The organism is Roseateles sp. GW821-FHT09B06, from assembly GCF_059418245.1.
Window position 1 is genome coordinate 73,950 of sequence record NZ_JBWKPM010000004.1, and the last position, 15,199, is coordinate 89,148.

Annotated in this window: 11 protein-coding genes and 1 pseudogene; 1 reads left to right on the plus strand and 11 read right to left on the minus strand. The window is 72.3% G+C overall.

The window, feature by feature from the left end; all coding sequences use genetic code 11:
* Window positions 1-84: 84 nt before the first annotated feature.
* From AC07OQ_RS05035 to AC07OQ_RS05050, 4 genes are all read right to left on the minus strand, one after another.
* Entirely contained in the window at window positions 85-1,527 is a 1,443-nt protein-coding gene (locus AC07OQ_RS05035; RefSeq protein WP_495052000.1) for a CYTH and CHAD domain-containing protein, read from the minus strand.
* 118 nt (window positions 1,528-1,645) lie between these two features.
* Window positions 1,646-1,954, minus strand: coding sequence for a hypothetical protein (locus tag AC07OQ_RS05040; RefSeq protein WP_495052001.1), 309 nt, complete (start codon window positions 1,952-1,954; stop codon window positions 1,646-1,648).
* A gap of 70 nt (window positions 1,955-2,024) precedes the next feature.
* A complete protein-coding gene (locus tag AC07OQ_RS05045; RefSeq protein WP_495052002.1) occupies window positions 2,025-3,935 on the minus strand; it encodes a methyl-accepting chemotaxis protein in 1,911 nt (636 codons plus the stop codon).
* A gap of 165 nt (window positions 3,936-4,100) precedes the next feature.
* Window positions 4,101-4,265, minus strand: coding sequence for a hypothetical protein (locus AC07OQ_RS05050; protein WP_495052003.1), 165 nt, complete (start codon window positions 4,263-4,265; stop codon window positions 4,101-4,103).
* A 232-nt stretch (window positions 4,266-4,497) separates the two neighbouring features.
* Here AC07OQ_RS05050 and AC07OQ_RS05055 point away from each other — a divergent pair.
* A pseudogene (locus AC07OQ_RS05055) lies at window positions 4,498-4,647 on the plus strand (LysR family transcriptional regulator); the annotation flags it as partial.
* A 48-nt stretch (window positions 4,648-4,695) separates the two neighbouring features.
* Here the strand turns inward: AC07OQ_RS05055 and AC07OQ_RS05060 are convergent.
* The 7 genes from AC07OQ_RS05060 to AC07OQ_RS05090 form a co-directional block, all read right to left on the minus strand.
* Window positions 4,696-5,460: an SDR family oxidoreductase gene (locus AC07OQ_RS05060; protein ID WP_495052004.1), complete on the minus strand. Its 765-nt coding sequence runs from the start codon at window positions 5,458-5,460 to the stop codon at window positions 4,696-4,698.
* Window positions 5,461-5,683: 223 nt separating this feature from the next.
* Window positions 5,684-6,994, minus strand: a complete 1,311-nt coding sequence (locus AC07OQ_RS05065) for a TRAP transporter large permease (RefSeq protein WP_495052005.1) — start codon at window positions 6,992-6,994, stop codon at window positions 5,684-5,686.
* 15 nt (window positions 6,995-7,009) lie between these two features.
* Window positions 7,010-7,543, minus strand: a complete 534-nt coding sequence (locus tag AC07OQ_RS05070) for a TRAP transporter small permease (RefSeq protein WP_495052006.1) — start codon at window positions 7,541-7,543, stop codon at window positions 7,010-7,012.
* 208 nt (window positions 7,544-7,751) lie between these two features.
* The gene (locus tag AC07OQ_RS05075; protein WP_495052007.1) at window positions 7,752-10,688 is read right to left on the minus strand and encodes a response regulator; all 2,937 of its coding nucleotides are present in this window, start codon (window positions 10,686-10,688) and stop codon (window positions 7,752-7,754) included.
* Window positions 10,685-11,740, minus strand: coding sequence for a chemotaxis-specific protein-glutamate methyltransferase CheB (gene cheB / locus AC07OQ_RS05080; protein WP_495052008.1), 1,056 nt, complete (start codon window positions 11,738-11,740; stop codon window positions 10,685-10,687). The genes AC07OQ_RS05075 and cheB overlap by 4 nt, the downstream gene beginning before the upstream one ends.
* A complete protein-coding gene (locus tag AC07OQ_RS05085; protein ID WP_495052009.1) occupies window positions 11,737-13,716 on the minus strand; it encodes a hybrid sensor histidine kinase/response regulator in 1,980 nt (659 codons plus the stop codon). Before AC07OQ_RS05085 ends, cheB begins: the two co-directional genes overlap by 4 nt.
* Window positions 13,717-13,721: 5 nt before the next feature.
* Window positions 13,722-15,188: a CHASE3 domain-containing protein gene (locus AC07OQ_RS05090; RefSeq protein ID WP_495052010.1), complete on the minus strand. Its 1,467-nt coding sequence runs from the start codon at window positions 15,186-15,188 to the stop codon at window positions 13,722-13,724.
* Between the last annotated feature and the right edge of the window lie 11 nt (window positions 15,189-15,199).

Here is a 15,199-nt window from a genome sequence, read left to right on the forward strand (position 1 = left end):
ATGGCGGTCCCAAGCGGACGATCCATCGTCCGGGACGGGATGCATGGCCGCGACGCCAATCGATCGCGGTCGATCCCAGCCGGTTCAGCGCTTGGCCCAGCGCCCGAGTGCGAGCCCGGCTTCGTGCAGCAGCGGTTCGCGTTGCGCCGCCAGCCAACCCAGCGCAAACCAGGCGCCGGGCCCCCGGGCCTGGGCGCGCAGCAGCACCTCGGCCTGGCAGGCGTCGTTGTAGCGGCCAAGCGCATCCTGGGCCGGCTTGAGCGTGTCGAGCAGGCGCCGCCGCCGCCGTCCGGGCAGCAGGTCGGTGCTCAGTTCGGCACCGTAGCGCAGGCGCTTCAGCCGCTTGCGCAGGCGGTGGCGTTCGGTGTCGCTGACCGTGGCAAAGTCCAGGGCCTCGCGCCGCAGGCGCCGCTCAAGTTTCTTCAGGCGCCGGCGGGCCAACTCGGGCAGGGTCGGGCGATCGGATCCTCCGGAAGCGGGCGTGACGGCATGCTGCGCGGCAAAGCCGATCAGCGCCAGCAGCAGCTGGCCGACGTCCGGCCGGCGCAGCCGGGCCGCCACATCCTCGGGCTCGGACGCGGCCAGGGTCAGGGGCGGTGCGCCGGCCGCCTGCAGGCGCGGCAGCAGCTCGGCGTTCAGCACATCGCGGTCGCGCGCCCGGCCCAGGCTGGCGGACAGCGTCTGCAGCGGCGCGAGGAATCGGGCCGTGTCGGCCGACGACCAGGCGCCGAACAGGCGCAGCGCGCTGCGCAGCCGGCGCACACCGATGCGCAGCTGGTGCAGATGTTCCGCTTCGCCCCCGCCCGCGGCCAGCACCGCGGCATTCGGCAGGATCTGTTGCAGGCAGGCGGCCACGATGCGGCGCAGCGCCGCATCGGCATCGAGATCGGCGCTCAGCGCCGGGGCCCGTGCCTGCTGGGCCGGGCCGCTCCCCAGTCCCGCCGCCAGCAGTGCGCCGCGCTCGCCCTTGCCGCGCTGGTCCAGCCAGAGACCATGGCGCTCGCTCCAACGCTGCACCGGCCGCAGCAGCCCATCGAGCGGGCCGGACTTGAGCGTGAACCCGATTTCGCACAGCGGGGCGCGCGCCTTGCCGGCCCGCAGTTCGCCCTCGTCCAGCGCGATCTCGACGCGGTTGCCGCCGCTGCGCAGCAGCCGCTGGCTGCGCCAGAACCGGGCCTCGAAGACCGGCTGGAGCATGGGCGCGGCATCGCCCAGCGCGGTTCGCAGGGCGGCGCCGGCCGCGCTGCCGGCATGCCGCCCGGGCTCCGGCATGGGGCGGCCGGTGAGGCGGCCGAGCCGCAGCTCATGCGCGGGGCCTGGCCACAGCCCGTCCCCGCGCATCTGCACGGTCTGCGCCCAGGCGCGGCCGGCCAGGCGCAGCCGCAAGGTCAGACCGGCCGCGGCCAGGCGGCCGTCCGGGGTATCGAAATAGCAGTCACGCAGGCGCGTGCGCGGCACGCCGCGCAAGGCCCGGCGCAGGGCGGGCAGGGACGCGGCGGCCGGCTGGAACTTGAGCGCCATTTCCATACCGACATGCTAGCAAGGGCCGGGCAGGATGCCGAACGGGGCGTCCAGGGTTGGGCGCTCCGAGACTCAGGGTCGCGGGAGCGCTTGCTTGAGCGGCGCCGCGGCGCGCCGGCAACCCTCAGTGCAGCGGGCGGAGCGTCGGCGCGCCAAAGCGGCCGGCCGTCAGATCGGCAAAGGCGGTGAACAGCCAGGGGCAGCCCGGCGCCACGGCATAGAGCTGGCGGTGCCCGGTGGAGCGGCGGCGCAGGCTCAGCAGCCGGTCGGGCAGGCCCAGGTGGCGCAGTCCGTCGGGCACGCCCGCGGACATCTCGAAATCGTCGGGCTCGAAGCCCGCCAGGCTCAGCGTGCCGGCCAGGGTCAGCCAGAGCTGCTCGGTGCTCGCGTCCGCATTCACCCTGTCCGTGGTCGAGTCGCCGATCCTGCTCATGGCCTGTTCCTGCTGCCGTCTGCCAAGTAGCGCCCAGTATCCGGTGCGGCCGTGACGGCGGCGTGAATCCTCAGCGCGGCGTGTCGCCGAGGCGGAACTCGCCGGCCAGGGCCGACATCTGCTCGGCCTGCTGGTTCATCGACTGGGCCGCGGCCGCCGACTGCTCGACCAGCGCCGCGTTCTGCTGGGTCATGCGGTCGATCTGGGCGATCGCCTCGCTGAGCTCGTGCATGCGGGCCGATTCATGCTTGGCGTCGTCGGCGATGCGGCGGATCATCTCGTTGACGCCCCCGACGCCCTGGGCGATGCCGTCCATGGCCTTGTTGGCCTCGCCGATCTGGCGCGAGCCGGCCTCGACCCGCTCCACCGAGCTGCCGATCAGGGCCTTGATCTCGCGCGCCGCCGCCGCGCTGCGCTGTGCCAGCGCCCGAACCTCGGCGGCCACCACCGCGAAGCCGCGCCCCTGCTCGCCGGCCCGCGCCGCCTCGACGGCCGCGTTCAGCGCCAGGATATTGGTCTGGAAAGCGATGCCGTCGATCACGCCGATGATGTCGGCGATGCGCTGCGAGCCGGCGCTGATGGCGTTCATCGTCTGCAGGAAATCGTCGACGATCGCGCGGCCATGGCCGGCGGCCTGGGCGGCCGAGTCGGCCAGGCGGCTGGCCGCATCGGCGGCCTCGGCCGTGCCGGCCACGGTGCGGCTGAGCTGCTCGACATTGCCGGCCGCCACCTGCATGCGGGTGGCCGACTGCTCGCTGCGCTGGCTCAGGTCGAGGTTGCCGGCGGCGATCTCGTCGGCCGCCTGATGGATCTCGCCGGAGGCATCCTGCAGCTGCTGCACCAGGCCGCGCAGGCGGCGCTGCATGCTGTCGATGGCCTGCAGCACGCGGCCCATCTCGTCGCGGCGCTGCGTCGCCACCACGCTGCTGAGGTCGCCGCCGGCGATGCGCTCGGTCAGCTCGATGGTCTGCAGCACCGGCCGCAAAGTGCCGACGATGGTGCGCCACAGCAGCAGGCCGACGCACAGCAGGCCGGCCAGCAGGGCCGCCAAGGTCATGGCCGAGGCGCGCCAGAGCGCGGCGGCACGCTCGGCCAGGCGCCGGTCGACGGTCTCCAGTACGCGCGCCGACAGCTCCTGCTGCAGCTGGGTGGCCTGGGCGAAGGCGGCGCTCATGCGGTCGAGCGGGAAGTTGACGTCGCGGGCCGAGGCCGCCAGGGTCTCGTTGACCATGGCCAGCTGCTTGGCCGCCGCCGCGCGTGCGGCCTCGTAGTCGGCCGCGCTGGCCGGGTCGAGCCGGGCCGCCACGCCGAGGTTGTGCAGCAGGCGGTGGCTGCTCTGGTTGTAGCGGGCCGCCGCGGTGGCCACGCCGCCGATGTCGTCGACGGCCGCGGCGATCGCGATGGCGCTCAGCTCGGACAGGGCGTCGCCCACCTGCGGGGCGACCTGCAGCCCGGCGATGACGGAGAAATAGGTGCCGGCCTCGGGGTCGAACAGCAGGCCGGCGTCGGCATTCAGCTGGTCGACCTCATCGAGCAGGCGCTCGGCCAGCGCACGGTGGCGCTGCATCAGGGTCTGGAAATCCGGCGTCTGGGCGCTCAGGGCCTTGAACTCGTCGCCGAGCTGGCGAGCCGCCTCCAGGCGGTCCGCCCTCGCGCCCCCCTGGGTCAGCACCGAGAGCAGTTCGGCGAAGGCCGCGCCGGCCTCGCCGGCGGCCTTCTTGCGGGCGGCCTCGACCTCGGGCGAGGCCTGCGGCGCGGCGGCCGCCAGGCGATGGGCGGCGATGCCGTGCAGCGCCCGCTGCCAGGCGCGGTTGGCCGGCAGGCCGGCGCGCTCCGCGGCCACCACGTCGAGCTCGCTGCTCATGCGGGCACCCAGCTGCCAGGTCGGCAGCAGGCACAGGACCAGGCACAGCAGGGCCACCAGGCCGAGGCGCTGGCGCAGATTGAGTCGTTCGAGCAGGGGCAGGGAGACTTGGTTCATGGGCTTGAGAAACTCGCGTCGATCGCCGCTCGTCCGGAGGGGCGAGCGCTGGCATTGCGCGCGCATTCTGCAACTCGTTGATGACGAGTGTTGCTGCGTGTTTCTCAATCCCGGCCGGGCTAGGGGCAAGACCCCAATTCACACGACCGTCACATGGGGCACTGGTCAGCGGATCAGCCAGCCGGCCAGCGCCAGCAGCGCGATCAAGGCGATCAGCGCCAGGCGTCGTTCGCCCCGCTCGGCACAGGGCGAGGCGGCGGTGCTGACGCTGTGCTGGGCATGGCGCTGCAGCGCATCGGCCTGCAGGGTCAGGAGGGAAAATGGGCTCATGGCGTGCTCCTTGTCGGGAGCCTCGCCGCGCGATCGCTCCGTGATGCCAGTGTTGCGCGCGCATGTTTCAAGCGAACGCTGGACGCGCAGCCATGCGGGTTTCATTTGTTGCGGAAATCACGGCAACGGCATGCTTGCCGCGCGGCGCCGGGACCCCGGCGCCGAACTGACCGAGCGCCGCGGCACCCTCGGCGGGCCGATGCGGAGCTCGGCGCCGGTGGCCTTCGGCCGCATGCACCTGGGCCCGGCGCTCTATCCCTTTCCGGCCCGCCATCCGGACATCGAGCCGAGCCTGGAGCCGGCCGACCGGCGCGTCGACGTGGCGGCCGAGAGCTATGACGCGGTGCTGCGCCATGGCGTGCTGGAGGACTCGCGCCTGGTGGCCTGGCAGCTGGCGCGCAGCCAGCGCCGGCCTATCTGGAGTCGAGGTTCAGCTGCGGGTGATCGAGGCACCGCCATCCACCAGGGAGGCGGTGCCGGTGACGAAGGCCGCATCGTCCGAGGCCAGGTACAGCACCGAGCGCGCCAGCTCCTCGGGCCTGGCGACGCGCTTGAGCGCATGCAGGTTCGTGACGAAGGCCTGGGCTTCGGGCGTGTTGTTCATGTCGCGGTACATGTCGGTGTCGACCGCGCCGGGCAGCACCGCGTTGACGCGCACGCCCTGCGGACCGTACTCGGCGGCCAGCGCCTGGGTCAGGCCGATCAGGCCGGACTTGCTGGCCGCGTAGGCCGCGACGCCGGGGAAGGCAAAGCTGTGGCCGACGAAGGTCGAGGTGAAGATCACCGAGCCGCCGCCGTTCCTCAGCATCTGCGCGATCTGGTGCTTGGCGCCTAGGAAGGCCCCGGTCAGATTGATCGCCAGGGTGTCGGTCCAGCCGGCCTCGGAGACCTCGGTGCTGGCGCCGCCCTCGCCCAGGGTGCCGGCGTTGTTGAAGGCGATGTCGAGGCGGCCGTAGCGCTCCACCGCCAGCGCCACCAGGGCCCGGGCATAGGCCTCCGAGCGCACGTCGCCGGCCAGCGCCACGGCCTCGCCGCCGGCGGCGTGGATCTGTGCGACCAGCCGGTCGAGCTCGGCCTGGCGGCGCGCGCCGACCACGAGCCGGGCGCCCTCGGCGGCGAACAGCAGGGCGCTGGCATGGCCGATGCCCGAGCTGGCACCGGTGATGATGGCGATTTTTCCGGACAGTCGATCCATGATTTTTCCTTTCTCGCTATGGCCGGCGGGTGCGCCGCGCTGCCTGGTGGATGGGAAGCTGGTGAGCGGAGTGTGGGCGCCGGCCCGGTTTTGTGAAAGAGGGCGAAAAGAGGGCGAAGCGCGGAATTGCCTTCCGGAAACACCGAACATCAACGGTGAATCGGGCCGTGGCGGCGTTTGCGGGGCGCGGTGGTAGTGCGGCGCTGAGCGCGACCTGCCGGGTTCAGCGGCTCGGCCCCATCACCCAGTCCGGCAGGAAGGTGACGATCTGCGGCGCCAGCGTGATCAACGCGATGCACAGCACCAGGCAGCCGAAGAAGGGCAGGGCGGCGCGCGCGATCACATGGCTGTCCTTGCCGGTCATGTTCTGCAGCACGAACAGGTTGAAGCCCACCGGCGGCGTGACCTCGGCGATCTCGACCAGCAGCACGATGAAGATGCCGAACCAGATCAGGTCGAAGCCGGCCTTCTGGATCATCGGCAGCACCACGGCCGAGGTCAGCACGATCATCGAGATGCCGTCCAGCGCGGTGCCCAGCACCAGGTAGACCAGGGTCAGCACCGCGATCAGCGCATAGGGGCTGAGCTGCATCGCGTTGACCGTCTCGGCCAGCTCGCGCGGGATGCCGGTGAAGGCCATGGTCTTGGACAGGAAGGCCGCGCCGGCCAGGATGAACATGATCATGCAGCTGGTGCGGGTGGTGCCCATCAGGCCCCCCCAGAAATTGCGCCAGCTCAGCGAGCGGCCCCAGGCCGCGATCGCCAGCGAGCCGAGCACGCCGTAGGCCGCGCATTCGGTGGCGGTGGCCCAGCCCTTCAGCAGCACGACGACGATGAAGACGATCAGCAGTGTCACCGGGATCAGCCGGCCCGAACGGCGCAGCTTGGCCGCGAAGCTCAGGCCCGGCCCGGCCGCCGGCACGCGCTCCGGGTGGCGCAGGCTCCACCAGGCGATATAGCCCATGAACAGCAGCATCAGCAGCAGGCCCGGCAGGAAGCCGGCCAGGAAGATGCGAATGATCGAGGCGTCGGCGGCCACCGCATAGACCACCATCGTGATCGAGGGCGGGATCAGGATGCCCAGGGTGCCGGCGGTGGCCAGCGAACCGAGGGCCAGCTTCTCGTCGTAGCCGCGCCGCAGCAGTTCCGGCAGCGCCACCTTGGCGATGGTGGCGCAGGTGGCGGCCGAGGAGCCGGAGACCGAGCCGAACACGCCGCAGCCCAGGATCGTGGTGTGCATCAGCCGCCCCGGCACCTTGTTCAGCCAGGGCGCCAGGCCCTCGAACATCTCCTCGCTGAGCTTGGTGCGGAACAGGATCTCGCCCATCCAGATGAACAGCGGCAGCGCCGCCAGCTCCCAGGAGGCGTTGGACTCCCAGAAGGCCGAGAACAGATTGCTGCCGGGCACCGTGTTGGTGAAGGCGGCCTGGCCGATCCAGCCGACGATGGCCAGGGTCATCGCGATCCAGACGCCGCCGCCGAGCATCAGCAGCATGATGAAGAGCAGCAGGCCGCCGATTTCGATGAGGTTCATGGGGTATGGGGCAACCTAGATGTCGCCGGAGAAATCGCCCTGGGCGTGGCGCGCCTCGACGGCCGTCACATAGCTGGGCCGGCGCCCGCGCAGCACGCCCACCAGCTCGTCCAGCACCGCGATGAAGAACAGGCCGGCGCCGAGCACGAAGCTCGACTGCGGGATCCAGATCGGCAGGGCGATCATGCCGCCGGCGATCTCGTTGAAGCGGTAGCTCTCGTAGGCGAAGCGGGCCGCCCAGAGCGCCAGATAGCCGACGGCCAGCGCCGCGATGCCCAGCGAGAGCAGCTCGAAGCGCCGCCGCCAGGGCGGCGCGAGGCGCTCCAGCAGCAGGGTGACGCGCACGAAGTCGCCCTGCTTGAAGGCCTGGGCCATCGCGAAGAAGGAGGCCGCGGCGCACAGCCAGGCGACGGCATCGTTGATGAAGCCCAGGCGCAGGCCGAACTCGCGGCCCAGGCTGCCCGCGATCATCAGCACCAGGATGGACAGCACGCAGAGCGCGGCCAGCGCGCCGAAGGCGGCATAGAGGCCGTCGAGCAGGCGCCGCATCGTTCAGCGATGCGCCGGCCGGCAGGTCCAGACCGGCGGATTCGTCAGCATGCGCACAGGGATTCCTTTATCGCGTGGCAATCGGCCGCAACCGGGGTTCCGGTCAGGGCAGCAAGTTCCAGGCCATCATGCTTGCGGCGGCGTGCCGCGGCCACGGGGAGAAACACCATATGCGCCAGGGCGGCGCCCTGTCGGGCCCGGTCGGGCGCTACTCCAGCTCGCCCCAGGACGAGCGCGCGAAGGCCCGCCTGACCTCGCCCAGGAAGCGGCCCGACCGGCCGTCGCTGCGCTCCAGCGCCCGCTGCACATGATGATTGAGCCGCAGACGGTCCTGCTTGCTGAAGTCCTTGGCGGCCATCATGATGATGGGGATGCTGGCGGTCCGCGCGTCCTGGCGCAGCGCCTCCACCACCTCGATGCCGCCGACATCGTCCATCAACAGGTCCAGCACGATCAGGTCGGGACCGTAGCGCCGCGCCAGCTCGATGCCTTCCTGGCCGCCATAGGCGCGCAGCACCGAAAAGCCGGGCCGGCTCAGATAGGCGCTGATCAGTTCCAGCTCGCCGGGCTCGTGGTTCACCACCAGCACCAGGATGTCGCGCGCCGGCGTCGGCTGGAAGCCCAGCAGCTCCAGCTCCTGGTTCAGCTCCTGGCGGTTGACGGGCTTCTGCAGCACGGCCGAGGCGCCCAGCGACAGCCCCACCTCATGGCCGCCATCGACCGACACCACCACCACCGGGATATGGGCCCAGCCCGGCAGGCTCTTGAAACGGCTCAATAGCTCCCAGCCGTCGATGCCGGGCAGACGCACATCCAGGGTGATCAGGTCGGGCCGGCCCGCATCGACCTGGCTCAGCGCGGCCTCGGCCGAATTCGCCAGCCGCACCTCGAAGCCGGCCGCCTCCAGCTGGGTCCGCATCAGGACGGCGGCATGCGGGTTGTCCTCCACCACCAGGGCCTGCGGGCGGCCCAAGGGCGCGGGACGCGTGGCGCCGGCGGGCGCCGGCGTCGCGGCCGGTGCCGGGACCGCGTCCGCCGGCTGCGCCTGCGGCTCGCGCCAGGGCAGCCAGAAGCTCAGGCAGGTGCCGCTGCCGGCTTCGCTGCTGACCGCGATGCAACCCTCGTGCAGCTCGGCCAGGCGCGCCGCGGTCGCCAGGCCCAGGCCGGTGCCCTCCAGTTCGGCGCCGCGGCCGTTGGCGATCTGGCTGAAGGGCTTGAACAGCTGCTCCAGCGCGGCGGGCGTCATGCCCACGCCGGTGTCGCTGACGCTGATCTGCACGAAGCGCTGGTAGCTGCTGCCGGGCAGCGGCAGGCGGCGGCCGGCCGCAAAGCCGGGCCAGCCGTGGCTGGCCTGGCCGCGCTCCACCAGGCTGGCCTGCAGGCTCACCCGGCCGCCGCCGGGCGTGAATTTCACGGCGTTGGACAGCAGGTTGTAGAGGATCTGCTTGAGCCGGCGTGCATCGGCCAGCAGCCACCGCCCGGCGCCGACGCCCTGCAGCCTCAGCTCGATGCCCTCGCTGCGGGCGCGTTCGCGCACCACCACCAGCGCGTCGTCCAGCAGCGGGTCGAGCTCGATCGGCTCCAGCAGCAGTTCCACCTTGCCGGCCTCGATCTTGGCCAGGTCCAGGATGTCGTTGACCAGGGACAGCAGGTGCAGGCCCGCGTCGTGGATATGGCCGGCGAAGTCCAGCTGGCGCTCGCTCAGCGAGCCGGCCATGCCGTCGCGCAGGATGGCCGAGAAGCCGATGATGGCGTTCAGCGGCGTGCGCAGCTCGTGCGACATGGTGGACAGGAAGTTGGTCTTGGCCTGGCTGGCGCGCCTGAGCTCGGCATTCATCTGCTCCAGCGTCGCGTTCTTCTGCTCCAGCACGGCCAGCAGCTCGGCGCGGCTGTCGGCCAGCTCGCGCGCGGCGCGCGCGGCGGCGATCTCCAGTTCATTGCGGTACTGTTCGGCGCGGCTGCGGCGCGCCTCGTCCTCGAACTGCTTGCGGCGCAGCTGGGCCTGTACCCGCGCCTTCAGCAGCTCGAACTCGCCGGTCTTGGCCACGAAGTCATCGGCACCGGCCTCCAGGCCGGCCAGCATCGCGCCGCGCGCCTGCACCGCGGTCAGCAGGATCAGCGGGATGTCGCGCAGCGCCGGGTCGGCCTTGATGCGCCGGCAGGCCTCGTGCCCGCCCAGGCCCGGCATCAGCAGGTCCATCAGGATGCAGTCGACGCGCTGCACCTGCAGCAGCTCCAGCGCCTGTTCGCCGGAACGCGCCACCAGCACGTCGTAGCCCTCGTCGCGCAGCAGGGCCGCCAGCTCGGCGCGGAAGCTGGGGCTGTCGTCCACCGCCAGGATGCGCTTGGGGTCCAGCAGGCTGGCGCTGTGTTCCGGCGCGCTGGCCGCGGCGCTGCGCAGCACGGCGGCCAGCCGCGCCAGCATCAGTTCCACATCGTCCTGCTTGCGCACGAAGGCGTCGGCGCCGGCCTCCAGCGCCTGCAGCTCGGCATCGACCTCCTCCGAGGCGGTCAGCAGCACGCAGGGCAGGCTGCGCAAGGCCGGGTCCATGCGCAGCTGGCGGATCACCGCAGGGCCGTCCATGCCCGGCAACTGGCGGTCGACGATGACGGCCGCCGGCCGCTCGGCCGCGGCGCAGCGCAGCCCCTCCTCGCCGCTGGCGGCCAGGATGACGCGGTAGCCGGCCAGCTCCAGCGCGGCGCGCAGCACCTGGCGGAAGGTCTCGCTGTCGTCGATCAGCAGCAACTGGTTGGGCCGGGCCTCGGTTGCGCCGCGCCGCTGGCGCAGCAGCTCGCGCGCCCGGTCCACCAGGTACTGCCGGTCATAGGGCTTGCCGACATAGTCGTCGGCGCCCTGGTCCAGGCCGCGCAGGCGGTCGCTGGCCTCGCTCTCGTTGGACAGCATCAGCACCACGCAGTCCGGGCCGCCGGGGGCGGCGCGCAGCTCGGCCAGCCAGGCCAGGCCGTCGCCATCGGGCAGCAGCAGGTCCAGCAGCACCAGGTCGGGGGTGCGCACGGCCAGGGCGGCGCGGGCCGCCGCCAGGCTGGCGCAGTCCACGCAGTCGAAACCGGCATGCTCCAGCGCCTCGCGCAGGTCCATGCGCACGGTCAGGCTGTCCTCGACGATGAATACGCAGTCGCTCATCCCGGCTCCCTTGTCCACACCGCACCGCTCGCCGCCATCAGGGCCGGCCCGATTTCCCGCAGCGGCAGCACCTGCTGGGCGGCGCCCAGCTGCACCGCCTCGCGCGGCATGCCGTAGACCACGCAGCTGGCCTCGTCCTGAGCCAGCGTGCAGCCGCCAGCGCGCCGGATCGCCAGCAGGCCCTGCGCGCCGTCGCGGCCCATGCCGGTCAGCAGCGCGGCGACGGCACCCGGGCCCAGCTCCGCGGCCAGCGACTCGAACAGCATGTCCACCGAAGGGCGGCAGGAATGGCGCGGCGGCGCGTCGCTGAATTGCAGCCGGCCGGCGCGCAGCAGCAGATGCCGGCCGGCCGGCGCCAGCAGCACGCGGCCGCAGGCCTCGGCCAGGCTTTCGCCGCCGCGCGCATAGGCCACGCGGTGCTCGGTCTGCAGATCCAGCCATTCGGCGAAGCCGGCGCTGAACAGCTCGTTGATGTGCATCACCACCAGCACCGGCAGCGGCGCCGGCGCCGGCAGCGAGCGCAACACCTCGACCAGCGCGCCGGGGCCGCCGGTGGAGGTGCCCAGCGCCAGCAGCGCGCGCCGCGGCGCGGCGTCGCCGCGCGGCGCCGGCCGGCGCTGCGCCGTCACCCGGGCGCGCAGATGCGTGATCACCGGGATGCGCGCCACCAGGCGCAGCAGCGACACCAGATGGCGCTCCCATTCGCCCGGGGCGTGGCGGCCGCTCGGTTTTTCCAGCACCTCGACGGCACCGGCCGCCAGGGCCTCGTAGCTGCGCAGCAGCTCGCCGCGGTTGGTGGAGGAGGAGACGATCAGGATCGGCGTCGGGCAATGCGCCATGATGGCCTCGGTGGCGGCCTGACCATCCTGGCCGGGCAGCATCATGTCCATCGTCACGACGTCGGGGCGCAGGTCCTGGCACAGTGCGACGGCCTGGTGGCCGTCGGCGGCGCGGCCGACCACCTCGATGTCGGGCTCGGCCTCCAGCACCGCGCAGATATGTTCGCGCACCGTCGGCGAGTCCTCCACCACCAGCACCCGCAAGGTCTTCATGCGGCGACCTTCACCAGCTCGCGCACCTGGCGCAGGAACTCCTGCTGCGCGAACTCGCTCTTGACGATGTAGGCGCTGGCGCCCACCTCGTGGCCGCGCCGCTTGTCCTCGGGCGAGTTGCGCGAGCTCAGCAGGATGGCCGGTACCTCGCGCAGCTGCGGGTCGGCGCGCGTGTGCTCGATGAAGCCGAAGCCGTCCATGCCGGGCATCTCCACGTCGACCAGGAAGAGGGCGTAAGGCTGGCGCCGCGCCGCCTCCAGCGCCTGTTCGGCCGAGACGGCCAGGTGCACCCGGTAGCCTGCCGACTCGAGGATGCTCTGCTCCAGCATGCGGGTGGTCAGCGAATCGTCGACCACCAGCACCGTGGGGGGCGCGGCGACGGCCGGCGCGGCCGGCCGGCGCTGCGCGGCCGCGCCGGCCTGCGCGATCAGGCCGGCCGGCTCGAGCACCAGGCGCGGCCGCTGCCCGGCATCGAGCAGCACACCGGCCACCAGCGGGCTGTGGGGCGCGAGCGCCGGCGGCGGGCGCAGCACCACGCCCGCCGTGCCGCCCAGGCACTCGACGCCCAGCACGGCGCGCGTCGCGTCCGCCCCCGTGCCGGCGCTCAGCACCAGCGCGCTGCGGATCGGTGCGGCGCGGCTGCCCGGCGCCAGCACCTCGGCCAGCGCTGCGTAGGGCAGCAGCTCGTCGTCCAGCAGCAGGCCGGCCGTGCCCAGGGCCTGCGGCGCCACGATGCGCTGCACGGCGTCCAGCGGAATGCCATGGGTCCGGCCGCCCGCCTCGACGAGCAGCACCTGCAAGGCCGCTAGCTGCAGCGGCACCGCCAGCTCGACGGTGGTGCCGCGGCCGGGTTCGCTGCGCAGGTTCAGGTGGCCGCCCAGACGGGCCGCGACATCACGCGCCAGGTCCATGCCGACGCCGCGCCCGGCCATGGCGTCGACGCGCGCCGCGGTGCTGAGCCCACCACCCAGCAGGCGCTGCAGCAGGGCCGGCTCGTCGCCTTCGGCCTCCGGCCAGCCCTTGGCCCGGGCGGCAAGGCGCAGCGCCGGCAGGTCGATGCCGGCACCGTCGTCGCTGCAGCCGAACAGCACCTGGCGGCCCCGGCGCGACACCTCGATGCGCAGCCGGCCCTGCGCCGGCTTGCCCAGCGCCTGGCGCCGGGCCGGCGTTTCGATGCCATGGGCGACGGCATTGCGCACCATCTGCAGCAGCGCGCCCTGCACCAGGCCCAGCACGGCGGCCTCCAGCCGGATCTCCCCGCCCTCGGCCTCGAAAGCGAGCCGCTTGCCTTGGGCTTGGGCGTCATCGCGGGCGGCCCGCTGCAGACCCGTGAAGAGCTGGGAGGCCGGCAGCAGGCGCAGCTGTTCGGCGTCCTCGCGCGCGCCCTGCAGTTCGCGGTCCAGGCGGTGCAGGCCGCCGTCCAGCAGGCGTTCCAGCCGCGCCAGCGCCTCGTCCGCCGCGGCGCTGCTACCGGGCTGCAGCAGGGCGCCGCGCGCCCGCGCCAGCAGCTCCATGCCCTGGCGCAGCGCGGTGAGCTGGGCATGGGCCTGGTCGATGCCGGCCAGCAGCCGGTCGAGTTCGCCGGGCGCGGCCTGCACCAAGTCGGGTTGCGGGCCGGCCTGGGTGGGGATGGGCTGGGCCTGCCGGCTTGGCGCCTCGACGGGCTGGGCCAGCGCGGCCAGGGCCTGCACCATGCCATCGTGCAGGTGCAGCAGGGCCTCGATCTGCGCAGCGTCGGGTGCGCCGGTCTCGCGCAGCGGCGCCAGCAGATCCTCCAGCGCATGGGCCTGATCGGCGATCTCGGGCAGGCGCACCACCCGGGCCGCGCCCTTGAGCGTGTGGGCCTGGCGCAGCAGCCGGGCGACGGTGGCGGCGCCGTCGTCGCCGCCTTGTTCCAGCGCCAGCAGGCCCGCGCCGAGCTGGTCGAGCAGCTCGCGCGCCTCGATGCGGAAGTAGTGGTGCGGATCCTTGCTCATGGCGCTCAGCCGGCGGCCTGCGGCTGCACCAGGCGCAGCAGCTCGCGCGACATGCCGGCCAGCTGCGAGGCGGTCTGCAGGGTCTGGCCGGAGCTGGCCTCGGTCTCGCGCGAGGCCTGCGCGGTGTTGGCGATCGCGATATTGACCTGCTCCACCGCGGTGGTCTGCTGCTTGGTGGAGAGTTCGATCTCGCGCGCCGCCTCGGTGGTGTTGCCCACCATGCCGGCGATCTGGCCGATCGCGATGCTCACCTCGCCGAAATGACGGGCACCGGCTTCCACGGCCTTGGAGCCGGTCTCGGTGGCCATCACCGTGCTGTTGACGGCGCTGCGCACATCGTCGATCTGGGTGCGGATCTCCTTGGTCGAGGCCGCCATGCGGTCGGCCAGCTTGCGGATCTCGTCGGCGATCACGCCGAAGCGCTTGCCGGCGTCGCCGGCCACGGTGGCCTCGATCGTCGCGTTGATCGCCAGGATGTTGGTCTGCTCGGCCAGCTCGCCGACGATGTCCAGCACCGCGCCGATCTGCTGCGACTTGCGGCCCAGGTCCAGCATGTGGTCGACCACCATGTCGATCTGGTCGCGCATGCCCGCCATCGACTGGTGGGCCGCCTGCAGCGTGCCCTCGCCATGCCGCGCCGCGACGGCCGTCTGCTCGGCGATGCCGACCACGCGCTGCGCGCTGTCGGCGATCTGGCGCGAACTGACCAGCAGCTCGGTGATCGTGGTCGTGATCTCGTTCATCGCGGTGGACGATTCGCGCGCGCCGGCGGCCTGCTGGTTGGCGGCCGCCTGCAGCTCGGCGGAGCTGCGCTGCACATGGCGCACCGCCGAACCGATCTGGGTGCCCAGCGCCCGCGTCAGCAGGTAGCCGGCCGCACAGACGAACACCAGGCTCAGCAGCGTGCCCAAGACGATGGCCTGGCGCACCCCGCCGGTGGCCGCTTCCACTTCGTCGGCGCGCTGCTTGAGCTGGGCGCGCTCCTCGTCCTCGAGCTGGCCCAGCAGGCGGCGCAACTCGTCCATCAGGCGCTTGCCCTCGCCGAGCTTGAGGAGGCGTTGTATCGCCTCGTCGCTGCCGGGCTGGCGGCGCAGCTCGATGCGCTCCTTGTGCACCCGCAGCTGCGCGTCGACCAGGCTTTCCACGGTGGCGAGTCGCTTCAGCTGGGCCGGGTTGTTCGCCCAGATGCGGCGCAGCTCGGCCTGTATCTGCGGAATCTCCAGCAGGGCGGACTGGTAGGAGTCAAGATAGCTTTCGTTGCCGTTCAGCAGAAAGCCGCGCTGCCCCGTTTCGGCATCCTTCAGCGTGCTGAGCAGACCGTTGATCTGGTCCAGCGTGACATGGGTCTGGGTGACGCGGTAGCTGTTGGCGGCCAGCGTCTCCACACCGCGGTAGGACAGGCCACCCACCGCCAGCAGCAGCACGAAGGAAAGGGCAAAGCCCAGCGCGATCTTTCGTCCAAAGGTCCACATCGTCGGTTCCC